The sequence below is a fragment of the Gardnerella leopoldii genome (genome assembly GCF_003293675.1).
Taxonomy (GTDB): Bacteria; Actinomycetota; Actinomycetes; order Actinomycetales; family Bifidobacteriaceae; genus Bifidobacterium; species Bifidobacterium leopoldii.
On the sequence record NZ_CP029984.1, the window covers coordinates 434,302 to 449,794 of the forward strand.

Below are 15,493 nucleotides of genomic sequence, written 5' to 3' on the forward strand. Positions count from 1 at the left end.
ATAAATTTTATGCTCGTACATTAATATTCATAGATTACATCTTGCTTAATTGTTTACTTTTTTCTAGGCACAGCGCAAAGTACATTGTTTGCATACTTGTCTGCAAAGCCAACGTATTGTCCTGTTTGTGGATCGTGAATAGTTCCATTTTCAGGATTTACAATTCCTCCAGTATTTGGATCAATAAGTTGTCCTTGAGAATTTTTTATTAATCCTGTTTTTGGATCAACATGTCCCATCTTCTTTGGATTTGTAGTTTTATTAAGTTTGTCGTTTTCGCTTATATTGCTATTGTCATCCGTATCTTCATTGTCTTGATCGTTCGTATCCTTAGGCGAATTATTGGCATTCTTTTTGTTAGTGCCGTTAGTTTTATGATTTAGCGATAGCGGTTTATTTTCACGCATTAAATCCCAAATATTGTCTGCTTCGTCAGACCATACAACACGATTTGGATCATAAGGATCTGGAATAACAGGAGTAGTACGAGCATAAATATGTGAAGAATCTAATTTACGCATGCTTAATGCCAAACCGACCAAAGTGGTAGGATTGGCCAAGCCTTCACTTATATTTAATGCTCCCAACGATGCTTTTGCAAGCTGGTAAAGCTCACTTGTCTGAGTAAATAAGTTTTTAGACAGTGCTTGATGTAAAAGCTGTTTAATCAAGTATTGCTGTCTTGTTGTTCGCATTATGTCAGAGCCATCGCTTGCTGTATCGTGGCGCATTCTAGCGTATTGAGTAGCAAGTCGACCATTAAGATGCTGCATTCCTTGTTTGAAATTTACACCCGTATAGGCATCGCGAGTTGCTGTTGGGATGCATACGGATACTCCACCAACTGCATCAATCATATTGCTTAATCCACTGAAATCAGCGACTATAAAATGATGGATATTTAAACCAGTAAGTGAATTAACAGCTTTTAACGAGCATGATGCTGCTGAGGCTAAATCTCCGCCTTGTGTATATCCTAAGGCGAAAATTGAATTAAACATCACATGTTTTCTTGCAGGAATATGTCCTTTTGTAGTGTCGCATGCTGGTGCGTTTACCATAGAATCTCGTGGAATAGAAACGATATTCATGTATGATCTATCTGCGCTAATTTGAACTACCATAGTAGTATCTGACTGATGATCACCAGTTTCACCGTCGTGTGTGAAGCTTTGATTGTTCCCATCTCGAGAATCTTGACCTAAAACAAGAAAAGTTACTGGTTTGCCTGCGTTAATATCAAGTGTCTGATTAGCTTCTGGATCTTTAGATATGACGTTTACAACTCTGTTACTTACAGCAGAAGAAAAATCTAACCACACTGCAGCTATGATTGTTGAAAAGAATGTAAGTACTGAAATAACAAGCATACACAGTATCTTGCGCGTGCGGTTAATCATTCTATAACCAAGACTATGATGAGGAGTTGAATTCCAATCTTCGCCTGGTTGGTACCGCATGCCTTCATGATACCGTGAAGTTGTCATCGTACCTTCTTTCTCAATAATGAGGAACCTTTTAGGTTGTGGCAATATCATTTCTTTTGCCATCGAATAAATCAATATTCAATGGACACATATAACGCGCCATTATAGTACATGGCAATGAGATTTATGACACCTGGTTGTGTTGAATATTATTTGATCTTTTAATGAAAATTTTAATAAGTTTAAGCAAATATTCTAATTAAATTTATATGGAATGCACTGGTTAATATGAACAAAAATATTAATAAAATATGTATAAATTTATTTAGAATTACGACTTGTGTTTTGGTGGATACATACCCCCTGCGTAAACTGGTAAGTATGGATTCGATAACCGCTCATAATCTTACATTTGAAGACGAAGTTTTACAGGTGCTGTCATCTGCGAAAGATGCGCATCCTCATGATGTGGATTCGTCCATTATGGCAATGATGTGTGTGGAGCGAGATACTCGTTTTTATGTTGATACGTTACATGCAGTACTAAGTCAATCAATTCTTCCTGGAACTTTGGTAATAGTCGATTGTGCTAGTCGAGTAAAACAGACTATGCAAACGAATTTACAAATAAAAATTAATTCATCTATGCTTGCGGGAGCAATTAATACTAGGAAATCATTATTGCAGAATGCTAATAATATCGATTCCAATAATGCAATTGATAGCGATTCAAAATATAGACCAAATACTAATCGCGTAAATAATACTCGCGTAAACAATAGTGAAGATAAATCTGTACGCATAATTATTATTCCCATTTCTTATGCTCATTCTTTTGGAGATGCAATAGAAAAATCTTTGCGCAAGATTTTGCCTTGTGCAGGAGTTTCTGCATTATGGCTTTTGCATGATGATTCTCGTCCTGCAGACTTCCATTGCTTAGAATATTTGCGTGAAACTTGGCGCAATACTCCGACTGCATCAGTATTGGGAGCTAAACAAGTTGATTGGCAAGGAAATATCTTGCACAACGTTGGAATGTATGCTTGGCGTCACGGTGTTCATACTCTTACTGTTGACGGCGAGCCAGATCAAGAACAGTATGATGGGCGTGGAGATGTGTATGCAGTATCGCTAGCAGGTGCTTTAGTCACATTAACTGCATGGCAGACTTTACGCGGTACGCAACCATGGATGACAACTTTTGGCGAATCAAGAGATTTTTGTCGTAGAGTATGTCTATCTGGAGGTCGTGTTGTTGTAGTTCCTTCAGCTCGTATCGCACACAGGCGTGCAAGGTTAGAAGGTATCCGTACTCGTAACGGTGATGCTAGAAATCATAATAATTCAGGATCTAAATATGGTGTAGCAGCTTCTCTCGTAGCTAAGCAGCGTTACAAATACACTGATATTAGTATTTTTTTGTGGCCTCTTATATGGATTCTTAGTTTGCCTGCTTGTTTCGTTGGCGCTTTGCATTCGCTGTTTGCTAAACATCCTTATATAGCGTGGATCCGTCTGCTTTTGCCATGGCTTGCTATTATGCAATTACCTAGAGCAGTTTTTGCTCGCAGAAGGATTGCAAGGAATACTCGTGTTCCATTAAAGCGACTTGTTCCTCTTATCGCAGATCGTCATCAAGTTGCACGTTGGCGTGATCGTAGTTCTGCTTTCCAAGCTCAACAGCATTTCGTGCTGTTAAGTCCTCTAGCGAAGCGGCATTTGCATATTCGAGTGTTGCGTAGGTGGAGTGCTGTTATTCTTGCGTCTCTTCTTCTTTTTGCAGTCATATTGAATTTATATGGCTCTCCATGGCGTGAAATTTTAAGTGGCGCTTCTTGGAATGCGCAGCAATGGTTACCAACGGGTGCAGATTTCAATCAACTATGGAATTCTGCTATTGGTGCATGGGTTCCTGATGATGGTTTTGGACCTGCAATTCCTCCAGCACCATGGCTAAGTATTTGGGCAATCGCATCAACTGTGGTTGGTGCTAACCCGTTATTGGCTGTCACATTAATGTTCTTCTTAGCTGCTCCAGCTATGTGTTTAAGTTTTTGGGCTCTTGCTGGCGTATTTACGCGCTCGGATACTGTACGTGTATGCGCTGGTATTTGCTGGACTATGATTGCTATTGCTTTTGGTTTGTTTGCACGCGGTGATTTGCCAATGTTAATGACTATGGCATTTTTGCCTGCAGCATTTGCTTTTGCGTTCCATGCTGTTGGAATGTACGTAACAGAAGATCCTGTGCGTCCTGTTAAATCCACTCAATGTGCAGCATGCGCAGCATTATGCTTTATGGTTCCAGTAGCTGCAGAACCGCAGCTTGTTTTGCCTCTTATTGTTATTTTTATTGCAGCGTTTATTATGGTGCGCTCTCATCGTATTATGTTTGCGCTTATGCCTATACCATCGATAATTGTTCTGCTTCCTACAATAGGAAGTGCTATTAGATATGGCGGATCTGGAATGTGGCGTCAATTGTTCTCTAGTATGGCTTTGCCATTGAGAAGTGTGCAAGGTGCTCCACGCGTAAGCGATTACGCTGATGTTTTGTTGCACGCTTTTAATATGGCTTCTCCTAATGTTGAAATTAATATGCCATTGATGAGCTTAAGAACAATAATAATGGTAATTTTTGCAATTCTAGCTGTTGTTATGGCTGTTACGTCATTAACTTTGCCTTTTGCTTTGCGAGTTTCTCGAATGATGTGGGTTGTGATTATTTCCGGAATGCTGTTATCTCTTATTGCTGCTCGTGTTGTAGTTGCATCCGATATTTCGGGACCTGTTGCTGCAAGCGTTTTGCCTGGAGTCGCATTATCTACTGTCGGCATTTTATCTTGTATGTGCATGGTTGCCGGTCAAGCTGTTCGACGCTTTGAGCCACTACGTACTTCGAAGGAATCTGAGTCCCAAATTTTTGATAACTATAAAACTCGTGCAAGTAGACGTGCTGCAATGCGTCGTTCTGCGGCACAATTGTTGCAGCACATAATTCGCGTAGCACGCGCTGTTCTTGCAAGTGGCATGTTGACTATGGCGGTTCTTTTGGGTCTTTTTGCTGTATTGAGCGGACCTGCTACATCTATTTGCGCAAATAACAATGAGCTCCCTATGGTTGTTTCTGATTATTTGCGAAAAGACGATACTCGGCGAATACTTGCTTTAAGAGCTCAAAGTAGCCATGATTTGTCAATCTCTATTATGCGAACATCTAAGGGAGATGCAATAGACGAATCTCCAGCACTTCGTGTTAGACAAGTAATGTTTGGTGATTCATCAAGTAATAAAGCAATATATCGCGCCTCAGCACAATTGTTATCTCATGCAGATAATGGCGCAATTTCAACGTTAAAGCAACTTGGAATTGGCGGTATTTATATTGTTAATAGTTCAGAAAATAAGCAGGTTTCCCATAAAACTTCTATGTCAATACAACAATTGTTACATCCTTCTGTGCAAACTGTAAGTAATGTTAACAAAGAAGCTACTGAACAATTAATTGCACACGTTAACGCTTCTGACGGTACACAATTAGTTGTTTCATCACCGCAAGGAACTTATTGCAGATTTGATGGTGTGCCTGATTCTAAGTCGTTGTCTTCTACATCTCCGTATTATCGATCTAGGCCTCTTGCGTGGAGAGTTCCTTGGATTATTGTTTCTTCTATGGTATTACTGCTGTACTGTATTGTTGCCGTGCCTCGATTTGGCAGACATGCAATGATAGAACGTTCAGATGACAGGCATGAGGAGGAATTAGATGAACTGGCATAAAAATCCTCATGAGGGCTCTAAGCATGGTGAAGTAAATGCAGATGTAGATATTAATCGCAAGAACAAAATAGTCAGTATTGTCTCACTTGCTATTTTTAGTGCAATAATACTTATTGCTTCTGCATGTGTTGTTGCATTATGCTTACCAATGCCTCACTTTGTAGATAATCCTAATACTCCATCTAGTGGCGTTATAAGTAGTGTTGGTTCTACTCGTTTGCAAACTATTTGTCCTATTCGATTGTCTCTTCCAGATTTGACTCAATATGGTGATAGCGAATATAACGAATCAGAAGGCGATTTACAATCTTCTGCTCGTTATGGTGCTTTTGGAGATGTGTATAGTTCTAGCTTGCGTAACATACGAGATAACAATGATCAATCTATTACGTTGAATTCAAAATCAACTGATGATGATACGTCAGCTTTTATTGCTAACAATAATGTAAATCATGACGCTCAAGTTCTAGAAGGACATTTATCACGAGTTGGATCTGGCACTGGAATATCTGCTTCCATGGTTTCATGGGCTACTAAAGGTGACGTAAAAGGTTTATCTGCAACTACCTGTTCCATGCCGTCTATGAAACAGACATTCCTAGTTCCAGAATCTGCTGATGGAATTTCTATTCGTTTAGAAGCATTTAATGCTGCTTCAAAATCTACTGTTGTTCGTGTTAAAGCTTGGTCTGCAGAACATGGCAACAATCAGTTAAATCTTTCTACAGGAAGTGCTTTTACTGTTCCTGCTCGTTCTCACGCATATTTTGATCTTGCTGCTGCTTCTCCTAAGACTTCTGGATTATACGTGCAAGTTGAAAGCGAGCAGACACCTATAGCATCATTTGTAAAAGTCGTTCATATGAGTGGCTTATCTGTAAAAGGTGTAGATATTGTTCATGAATTAAGCACTCAATCTAACACAAATATTCTTTCAGGTATTAGTGAAGGCGATCAATCTAAGTTATATGTATGGCCAAATAAAGATGGTAATGTAACACTTTCATGGATGAATGATACAGGTTCTAAAGAAGTAAAGAATTTGACGTTAAAAGCACACCATTTGCAAGTTGTCGATCTTGGAAAAGTTCCAGAGCATGTTAATGCTTTGAGCGTAAGTGGAGATGTTCCTACTCAAGTAATGATGTCTATTACTAAAGATGGCAAAGATAATCAGTCAGATGTAGCTTTTATTACACCATCTAACGTGCAAGGTAGTGGCGCAATTGTTTCACCTGTTTCTGCTAATGAAACAGCTCTATACCTTTCTTCTTCAAGCGATAAAGATACTTCTGTGCGTTTGCAAGGATTTGATTTAAATGGTGTATTAGCTGCTACAAAAAACGTAACGATTCCTGCGAATGCATCTTTAAGAATTCCTGTTTCAGACATTTCGCACGATGTAGTTATGTTTATTGCGAAATCGCATAGCAAAGTTTCTTTGTCTGCCCGTATTCATAAAGATGAAATCGATAAGGCTGGTATAGCAGGTATTTCTTGGCTTTCTGCGCAATCTTTGGAGCCGCAAGAAATGAAGGTATACGTTAAAACTGACAATCATATTGTGCAATAATACGAATAAAAATATTGCTATAAGCGACTATAAATTAATTAAAATACTTGATAATTTTAATTAATTTAAAAATTGTTTACAGACCCCAATCTGGATCAATTTCTTCTGGTCTGCGACCGTATAGTTCTGCTAAGCGTTGCACAAGCTCATCTCTGATAGCATATTGAAGTTCACTTCTGCTGCTTACATGAGTGCATAGCGGAAGCCTATACAATACAATTCTAGATTGCATACCACGGCTAGCTGGAAACGCTTGTGAAAGTATTCTGCGGTTTTGTTCCCATAACAGTGGTTGTGAAGGTGGCACATCTTCTACTGCAAATTGAACGTCTTTAGTTAATGCTCTCCAAGCACTGTTAAGACGTCTAATTTGAGCCGCTACCATAGCATCGAACATTCCGCTAGCGGTTCTATATTGTGGCAGGCGAGTACCAAATATTGGTGCCCTAAGACCTCTACCATGCCTATTTCTATAGTGACGTTCTTCCCAAATTAGACCTGTCATGCTTCCACTTTACGAGAAGGCTAGGGCAATAATATGTAAATAATTAATATGCGGTGTGTGAAATACGCTCACACTATAGAATACTGTATATATGGTTTTAAAAGTCAGGAGGATTTGTAATGCTCAAACCAATAGTGCATGATTGGAATGAGTTTAATCTTGACTTGAGCATTGCTGAATCGTCTCTTATTGCTTTTGATTTAGATAACACACTGGCATGTTCTAAAAAACCTATGCTTAAATCGATGGCTGAATCATTAAGTAAACTGATTGATATAATTCCTGTTGCTGTAATAACAGGTGGCTGCTTAGAGTTAGTTAAGAAGCAAATTTTAGATATGCTAACTACTGGCACTAATCTTAAAAATATTCACATAATGCCCACTAATGGAACTAGTTATTATCGTGTGAATAATGACATGTCATTGCAATGTGTTTATGAGCATAGTATCGATTTTAAGCAAGCGCAATGCGTTATTGATGCAATACACAAGTGTGCAAAAAATATGGGCGTTTGGAAAGAACCCGGCGATCCAATGCTGTGGGGAGAACAGATAGAGAACCGCGGTAGTCAAATTACTTTTTCGGCACTAGGACAACTAGCTCCTATTGAATATAAAAAAACTTGGGATCCTAGCGGTTGTTTGAAAGCTCAACTTGCACAAAGCATTTCTCAAGCTTTACCTAATTTTGCTGTACGCGCTGGAGGAGATACTAGCATCGATATATACAGGCGCGGTGACGATAAAGCTCAAGCTTTGCGAATGCTATCTCAATATTGTGATTTTAATATTGAAAAAATTACTTTTATTGGCGATCGTATGTATCCTGGAGGAAACGATTATCCTACTGCCTTTACAGGAGCGTTAGTTGTTAAAGTAAGTAATCCTTCGGATACCTTAGAGCTTTGTAATAAGGTACTTAATATTTTAGAAATATAGAATTTTATTAATTTTTCATTTTAAAATACCTTTTATCCACAATAACATTTTTTATTTGCATAGTTAATAAGCGATCGCATATGCTGTCATTATGGTTGGGAGACGCAAGGTTATAAACCACCAAAACAAAAAGAAGTATAGAAGCGTGACATCTCATGGGGGATTAGCATGTCACGCATCTGTACCTTGTGGTGTATGTGAAAACAAGGATGTTGATTTTATAAATTGGCGTTTTGCTAGTTGGAAGAATGTAGCGATTGCTTTATTTAATTTATTTTTGCCTCGCGCATGTGCAGGCTGTGATACTCCAGATTATATATTGTGTGAAAACTGCAAGAAAGCGTTGCAATGCTGGAAACGTGTACCATTTACCAGAACACTATGTGGATATCGCTACGCTTGCGGCTTGTATTCTACGGTTGTTCGTCGCGCAATATTGTTATGGAAGGATCATTTCGATATTGCATGTGACAAAATATTTGGTGAACTTATTGGCGATTTAGTAGTAGAAGTTATATCTAAATTTTTGCGCTCGCATTCTTGTTATATAAGTGAAAATCCTATATTTGTTATACCAGTTCCGTCATCTAAGTATTCATCAAGACATCGTGGGCGTAAACATATGTTGCCTGTTGCAAATTGTGTTGCTAAACGATTGTGTAATAGTGGCATTAGGGCATACGTTTTAGATATTGTAAGTATGAATGCTAGAATTACTGCGAAATCAGTGCAAACTTCCAGTTTTCGTGGAAGGTCTAACAGAATTTCTAAAGCGTTTAGCATCGATTTCAAAGAATTGAGAAAGCAAAAGTCTGAAAATCAACGCGAGTACAAAGCTATTGTATTGGATGATATTGTAACTACTGGCTCAACTATGAATAGCTGCGTTTCAACTCTACAGAGTAGTGGAATTACTGTTTTGGCATGCTTTTCTTTAGCGTGTGTATGCAATAAGGATGATCGTACAGCAGATTACGAATGTTAGTTTACTATTGTATTGCTATAGTTTAGCGGAAGCGTAATCTCAAAGTTTGGACCACGCTTATCGTCTACTACTTTTACAGTTCCATGGTGCAATTGTGCAGCCCAACGAGCAATTGACAATCCTAATCCTGTTCCTCCTGATTCTGTGCCAATTCGCTGATTTCCTTTAACAAATCTTCTGAAAATATCGGCGCGATCTTCTTGAGGAATTTGTTCTCCAAAATTCACAACATTACATATTACAGAGTTTTGGTTGTGATTAATATGAGCACTTATAAGGACACGAGTTCCATCATCTGAATGTTTTAGAGCGTTGGAGATAATATTAGTAAAAAGTTGCGAAAGGCGAGCTTGATCTCCTGTTAATTCAATCTCATCATTAATTTGAACTTCAATATTATGATTATGACCTGAATCAGCTATTTCTAGTGGCTCAATAATTTCGTCAATAAAGTCTGTGAAATTAAATGAAGTTATATTAAGGCTTTCCGCACCTGCTTCAACTCTAGATAAATCAAGAAGGAAAGTAATAAGATCAGCAAGTCTATGAGTTTGGTTTAATATAGCTTCCATATTAGATGGAGTAGGATCAACAACTCCATCTGCAAGATTTTCAAGCATTGCTTGTAAAGCAGAAACAGGAGTGCGTAATTCGTGGCTTACGTTTGCTATAAGCTCTCTACGCATCTGATCTGCATGTTCAAGTTCTTCTGCCATTTCATTAAATGCAAGAGTTAATTTACCTACTTCGTCACGACGATTTTCTACAGCAACTCGTACAGAGTAGTCGCCGTCAGCCATGGCTTCTGCAGCATTTTTCATTTGACGAAGTGGTGCTGTAAGTCCTCTAGAAAAAATGTATGTAATTCCTAGAGCAACAATAAGCGTTAATGGCATTGCAATCCAGCCATTTAGACCAGTTTTAAGTAAAAACCATGCCATTACAAAAGCAATTGCTGTTGCAAAAACAATAATTGCCGAAAGTTCAATTTTTAGAGATGAAAAAAATCCGACAGGTCTATTTGGATAATTATGCTTTATAGAAGAATTCGTAAATCGAGTTTTTGACTTATTTCTAAGTTGAGGATTTGAGTTTTTATTTAATAAATTACGTTGTTTAGTATTTTTATATTGTTCAGAATTAGCAGTATCTATTTTATTTTTTAATACCATTTACGAATTTTCCGAAGCTAAAGTGTTGTAACTATTTACTATTTATGAAAGTTATAACTATTTATGAAACTTGTGATTGCAGAACTTTGTCGTAATCACTAATAGGTGGCTCGAATGCGTATCCTATTCCGTGTACAGTACGAATCCATTCCGATCCAATTTTATGCCTTAAAGACTTAATGTGCGAGTCCACTGTGCGAGTTCCAGAGGCATCTGGCCAATCCCACACCTCTTCAAGTAACTCTTCACGCTTAAATACGGTATGAGGATGACGAGCTAGAGTAGCGAGCAAGTCAAACTCAGTTGGTGTAAAATGTACCTCTTTGTCGTTTAAAGTTACAAGTCTTTGACGAGGTCTAATAATAAGTGACCCAAAATTAATTGTTCGTTCATGTTCCATTGTCTTTGCTATTTGCGATGCGCGTTCTACGCGTCTCAGCAATGCTGCGCAACGAGCAATTAACTCACGTGGCGAAAATGGTTTAGTCATGTAATCATCTGCGCCTGCGCTTAAGCCAACAATTTTATCGGCTTCTGCATCGCGTGCTGTTAACATGAGGATAGGAACAGGCATTTTGGAGATAATTCGTCGAGTTGCTTCAATCCCATCCATAATAGGAAGCATAACATCCATAATTATGAGATCGGGTTTTAGTTGTTCAGCAGCTCTAACAGCAGACGCTCCATCTGCAGCGACTCTTGCTCTCCAGCCTTGTGCAGTAATGCGTTGTGCAATTGCTGTAGCAAGATCTGGCTCATCCTCAACAACGAGAATCGTACGAGCATTTACGCTAGCTGATGGAGCGTTTAGCATATTTTAAAAAGACCTTTCAGTGTTGTACTGGTTTCAAGAATACCGCACCTAACGCTGGAACAGTGATTCTTGCAGAGTATGGTCGAGAATGATACTCTTCAGCAGCAGCAGTGAATGTGCCGTTGTGAATATTAGATCCGCAATACTTTGCATCATCAGTTGTGAGTATCTCTTCCCACTGTCCACCTTTTGGTAGCGCAACCTGATAGTCTTGCCATGCTTGACCTGAGAAGTTTACTACTACAACGATTTCTTCTCCGTTGTCGCCAATACGCATGTAGCTTAAAGTATTGTGATCGGAATCGTCGCTCGTAAGCCACTGGAAACCATCAGGAGTAAAGTCTTGACTCCAGAATGCACGAGAGCTCTTATACAGAGTATTCAAATCTGCAACAAGCTTTTGCACACCTTGATGGAACGGCCATTGTAGCTCATTCCAGTTAAGTGAAGTATTGAAGTTCCATTCGCTGGATTGTCCAATTTCCCCACCCATGAACAGAAGATTCTTTCCTGGATGAGACCACTGGTATGCAAGCAATGCGCGTAATCCTGCGAATTGTTGCCATTCGTCGCCTGGCATCTTTCCAAGTAACGAACCCTTACCGTACACAACTTCATCGTGGCTTAATGGCAACACATAATGCTCAGAGTATGCATAAACCATTGAGAATGTAATTTCGTTATGATGCCAACGACGGTTAATTGGTTCTTCTTTAAGGTATTGCAAAGTGTCGTGCATCCAGCCCATATTCCACTTCAAACCGAATCCTAAGCCGCCCATATCGGTTGGTGCAGTTACGCCTTGGTAAGCAGTGGATTCCTCAGCAATCATCATGATGCCAGGATTATTCTTGTATGCAGTTGCGTTTGCTTCCTTAATGAAGTCAATTGCTTCAAGATTTTCGCGTCCGCCGTAGATGTTTGGTCTCCACTGTCCTGCTTCACGGCTGTAATCCAAGTAAAGCATTGAAGAAACTGCGTCAACGCGCAACGCGTCAACATGGTATTCGTCAAGCCAGAAGCAAGCATTAGCAACCAAGAAGTTACGAACTTCATGACGACCAAAGTTGAAGATGTAAGTACCCCAATCAGGATGCTCGCCTCGCATAGGATCAGGATCCTCATACAATGCTGTGCCATCAAAACGACCGAGTGCAAAGTCATCCTTAGGGAAGTGAGCTGGAACCCAATCCATAACGACGCCAATACCTGCTTTATGGAGTTTATCTATCAAGTACTTAAAGTCATCAGGGGAGCCAAGGCGAGAATCGACTGCATAATAACCTGTTACCTGATATCCCCAAGACCCAGAGAATGGATATTGCGTCAGCGGCATGAACTCGACGTGAGTAAAGCCTTCTCTTTGCACATAATCAACTAAATGATCAGCAAGTTCGCGATAATTACTCAGATCGCGATTCCAGCTGTTAGCTTGCACTTCGTAAATGCTTATTGGACCGTTGTGAGCGTCTGTTTTCGCGCGCTTATTCATCCAATCGGTATCGTGCCACTTAAACTCAGAATCAACAACAACAGATCCTGTGTTTGGTGGAACTTCATGAGAGCGCTCCATTGGATCGGCTTTCATAATCCAATTACCAGATTGCGTAAGAATTTCGTACTTATATACTTCGCCCGCTGTAACTCCTGGAATAAAAAGTTCCCAAATGCCAGAAGAGCCGAGCGAGCGCATAGCGTGGCGACGACCATTCCAGTAATTAAAGTTACCAACTACGCGTACTGCACGAGCATTTGGTGCCCACACTGAGAAAGCAGTACCAGTAACTTTCTTTACCATCTTTCCAGTTTCAGGAGATATAAGCCCCCATGAATCTGTTATTGTTTTGACATGTGCGCCTAATGCTTCCCAAAGACGTTCGTGACGACCTTCTCCAAATAAGTACATGTCAAGTTCGCCAATTTGAGGCAAATAACGATAAGGATCGTCATCTGTGGATTCAGAACCGTCTATTTCCACAGTGTAAACGCGATAACTAGGAACAGACCAAGACTTTGTTTTTGTGTGCTTTACTGCAGGAATAACAGCTGTAAAGATGCCGTTATATTCGTGTTTAGCTTCGTATTCACCGTTCTTAGTAAGAATAACAACTTTCTTTGCCATAGGGCGCAATACGCGGACGGTTACAGTGTCGGCACCTTTGCCAGTTCCAAGGTGACCTCCGAGAACCTCATGTGGATTGTAATATTCTGCATTGCTCACCGCAGCTAATACGTCCTGTCGGACTGGGACTGCGACTGCATCTTCATTGATGTTAGTAACTGTACTCATGCTGACTATCATACATGCTTTATTGCTGTAAGTCGCGTGTGTTTCGCGCTATTGTGAAAAAAATATGAAAATTTTTTCAAGTCGTGACCTTATGGGAAACTGTTATGAGTTTTTCTGTGCATACGGAGGGTTCTGTGGAATATCAAGTCGGCGATATGGTCGTCTATCCTCGTCATGGTGCGGCTCGTGTTGAAGAAATTAGTGAGCGCACCGTAAAAGGTGTAACTCGTCAATATTTACGATTGGTAGTGTTATCATCTGATGGTTTAGAAATTAACGTACCTGTCGATAATGTTAAAAAAGTTGGCGTGCGAGACATTGTTGGAGCGCAAGAAGTTGCAAAAGTTTTTGAGATTTTGCGTACTCCAATAGTTGAAAAAGAAATGAATTGGTCTAGACGCTACAAGCTTAATGTAGAGAAGATTGCTACTGGCGATGTTAACAATATTGCTGAAGTAGTTCGTGATTTATCTCAGCGAGATGTTGATGAGCATGGTTTGTCTGCAGGAGAAAAGCGAATGCTTGCTCGCGCTCGCAGTATTTTAATTTCCGAAATTGCTTTGTCTGAAAAGATTGATGAGATTGAGGCGGAGCGACTTTTAGATGTGAATCTTGGATACAAGGAGCCTCAAAAAGGCGATGAAAATCACCATACTGTAGCTCCAGAAGAGCCTGCATCGCGAACTTTAGCGCTGTTAGAAGAGCGTAATAAGAAATCTAAGAAAAAGTGATTTGCGTTATGCAAAATAAATAGATATTAATTGTTCATATTATTTTAAGCCCTTCTAAACGTTGGTATATTGGCGAGTTAGAAGGGCTTTTGCTTATATATTTGCTTACGTATTTATTGTATGTTTTGCTTTTGTTCTTGCTTAAAACAGATAATAAAAAATCCTTGCATTTACAAAATGCAAGGATTTTTTATTTTAACAGATTCACCTAAATTTACTTACCTGGATCTTGTTGACCTTGGTTAGAATTTTTAGGATCGGTATTCTTTGCTACGTGTGGCTTCTCAGTGATTGGCTTTTTCTGAGGCTCTTTGTCATCAATGTCTTTACGCATATCCTTTGTTGCTTTTACAGCATTATGTAGGTCGTCACAAATCTTCATAATCCATTTATCAAGCTGATCTGCGTATTTTGGCATAAGTTCGCTTACTCGCACTGTGGACGTATAGCTGCGTCCTGCGATTCCGTTTAGCAAGTTTAGAACATCGTTTCCTTGTTGGCTATCGCTAATCAACACATCGATTTTGCGACCTTCAATAAGCTTCTGAAACTCCTCAACGCTTGAATGTTCTGGTTCATTATTGTTATTTAGTGCGTCAGCATATTCTTTAGGTGAGCTATCTTTCAAATTGGCATCAGACATTAGCCAGAAAAGAATAGGAGATGTAGAAGCATACTTTGCGTTACCATTTTCTTTAGAGAAATCACTTAAGTAGGTGGTTAATTTCTTTTCCTTTTCCTGCCATTGTGCTAGTCGCTTAGAAAAAGCTTGTTTTTTTGATGGCAAAACTTTGGAGAAGGTGTCAGCCATGGCAGATGCCATTGCGTCCCTAGCATCGTGAGAAAACCAAAGATATGGATTGTCTCCGTTAAGTGCTCCTACAGTACCTGCTGCACTAAGCACTTCAGCTTTAGCTGGGTGTACTTTGTTTGCCCAATCATCGTAGCCTGCACCATTTGTAACTAATACTTGTGCATTCTGCATATTTTTTAAATCTTTTGAGCTAGGTTTAAACGACGATATGTCTGTATCTGAGCCAGTCATAACTGATTCAACTTTGACGTCAGAGCCACCGATCTCTTGAGCTAAGCTACCCCAGGTGTCAACAGTGGATACAACGGAAATATTTGTTGCAGCTTTTGGTTTTTCTTTTGGTTTTTCCTCAGTTTTTCCACAAGCTGCAAATCCAAGTATTACTGCAGAAGCAATAAGGCATGTTATGGCAGTTTTTCCAAACTTCTTTACTGCACAAAGAACGGTACGCATCACTG

At 39.5% G+C, this 15,493-nt stretch carries 11 protein-coding genes; 5 read left to right on the forward strand and 6 right to left on the reverse strand.

Going from position 1 to position 15,493, the window contains the following annotated elements:
* Positions 1–53 precede the first annotated feature (53 nt).
* A complete protein-coding gene (locus DOD25_RS01960; RefSeq protein WP_196776777.1) occupies positions 54–1,487 on the reverse strand; it encodes an LCP family protein in 1,434 nt (477 codons plus the stop codon).
* 321 nt (positions 1,488–1,808) lie between these two features.
* Between DOD25_RS01960 and DOD25_RS01965 the strand changes: the two genes are divergently transcribed.
* The gene (locus DOD25_RS01965) at positions 1,809–5,210 is read left to right on the forward strand and encodes a glycosyltransferase family 2 protein (RefSeq protein WP_112928602.1); all 3,402 of its coding nucleotides are present in this window, start codon (positions 1,809–1,811) and stop codon (positions 5,208–5,210) included.
* Entirely contained in the window at positions 5,197–6,783 is a 1,587-nt protein-coding gene (locus DOD25_RS01970; RefSeq protein WP_004119870.1) for a DUF5719 family protein, read from the forward strand. Before DOD25_RS01965 ends, DOD25_RS01970 begins: the two co-directional genes overlap by 14 nt.
* A gap of 76 nt (positions 6,784–6,859) precedes the next feature.
* On the opposite strand, the gene DOD25_RS01975 is transcribed toward DOD25_RS01970, so the two are convergent.
* The gene (locus DOD25_RS01975; protein WP_004119868.1) at positions 6,860–7,288 is read right to left on the reverse strand and encodes a metallopeptidase family protein; all 429 of its coding nucleotides are present in this window, start codon (positions 7,286–7,288) and stop codon (positions 6,860–6,862) included.
* A 119-nt stretch (positions 7,289–7,407) separates the two neighbouring features.
* On the opposite strand from DOD25_RS01975, the gene DOD25_RS01980 reads away from it, so the two are divergent.
* On the forward strand, positions 7,408–8,229 hold the full coding sequence (locus tag DOD25_RS01980) for an HAD-IIB family hydrolase (RefSeq protein WP_004119866.1): 822 nt from the start codon (positions 7,408–7,410) through the stop codon (positions 8,227–8,229).
* Between the two features lie 91 nt (positions 8,230–8,320).
* A complete protein-coding gene (locus DOD25_RS01985; protein ID WP_112928603.1) occupies positions 8,321–9,214 on the forward strand; it encodes a ComF family protein in 894 nt (297 codons plus the stop codon).
* On the opposite strand, the gene DOD25_RS01990 is transcribed toward DOD25_RS01985, so the two are convergent.
* From DOD25_RS01990 to glgB, 3 genes are all read right to left on the reverse strand, one after another.
* The gene (locus DOD25_RS01990; RefSeq protein ID WP_004107079.1) at positions 9,211–10,386 is read right to left on the reverse strand and encodes a sensor histidine kinase; all 1,176 of its coding nucleotides are present in this window, start codon (positions 10,384–10,386) and stop codon (positions 9,211–9,213) included. The two genes, DOD25_RS01985 and DOD25_RS01990, sit on opposite strands and share 4 nt — an antisense overlap.
* A gap of 61 nt (positions 10,387–10,447) precedes the next feature.
* Entirely contained in the window at positions 10,448–11,200 is a 753-nt protein-coding gene (locus DOD25_RS01995) for a response regulator transcription factor (RefSeq protein WP_004107076.1), read from the reverse strand.
* A gap of 16 nt (positions 11,201–11,216) precedes the next feature.
* Complete coding sequence (glgB, locus tag DOD25_RS02000; protein WP_064340691.1) at positions 11,217–13,490, reverse strand: 1,4-alpha-glucan branching protein GlgB; 2,274 nt, start codon at positions 13,488–13,490, stop codon at positions 11,217–11,219.
* Between the two features lie 134 nt (positions 13,491–13,624).
* Here glgB and DOD25_RS02005 point away from each other — a divergent pair, with 134 nt between their 5' ends.
* Positions 13,625–14,221, forward strand: coding sequence for a CarD family transcriptional regulator (locus tag DOD25_RS02005; RefSeq protein WP_180946758.1), 597 nt, complete (start codon positions 13,625–13,627; stop codon positions 14,219–14,221).
* Positions 14,222–14,435: 214 nt separating this feature from the next.
* Here DOD25_RS02005 and DOD25_RS02010 read toward each other — a convergent pair whose 3' ends face one another.
* Complete coding sequence (locus DOD25_RS02010; protein WP_004119288.1) at positions 14,436–15,488, reverse strand: metal ABC transporter solute-binding protein, Zn/Mn family; 1,053 nt, start codon at positions 15,486–15,488, stop codon at positions 14,436–14,438.
* Between the last annotated feature and the right edge of the window lie 5 nt (positions 15,489–15,493).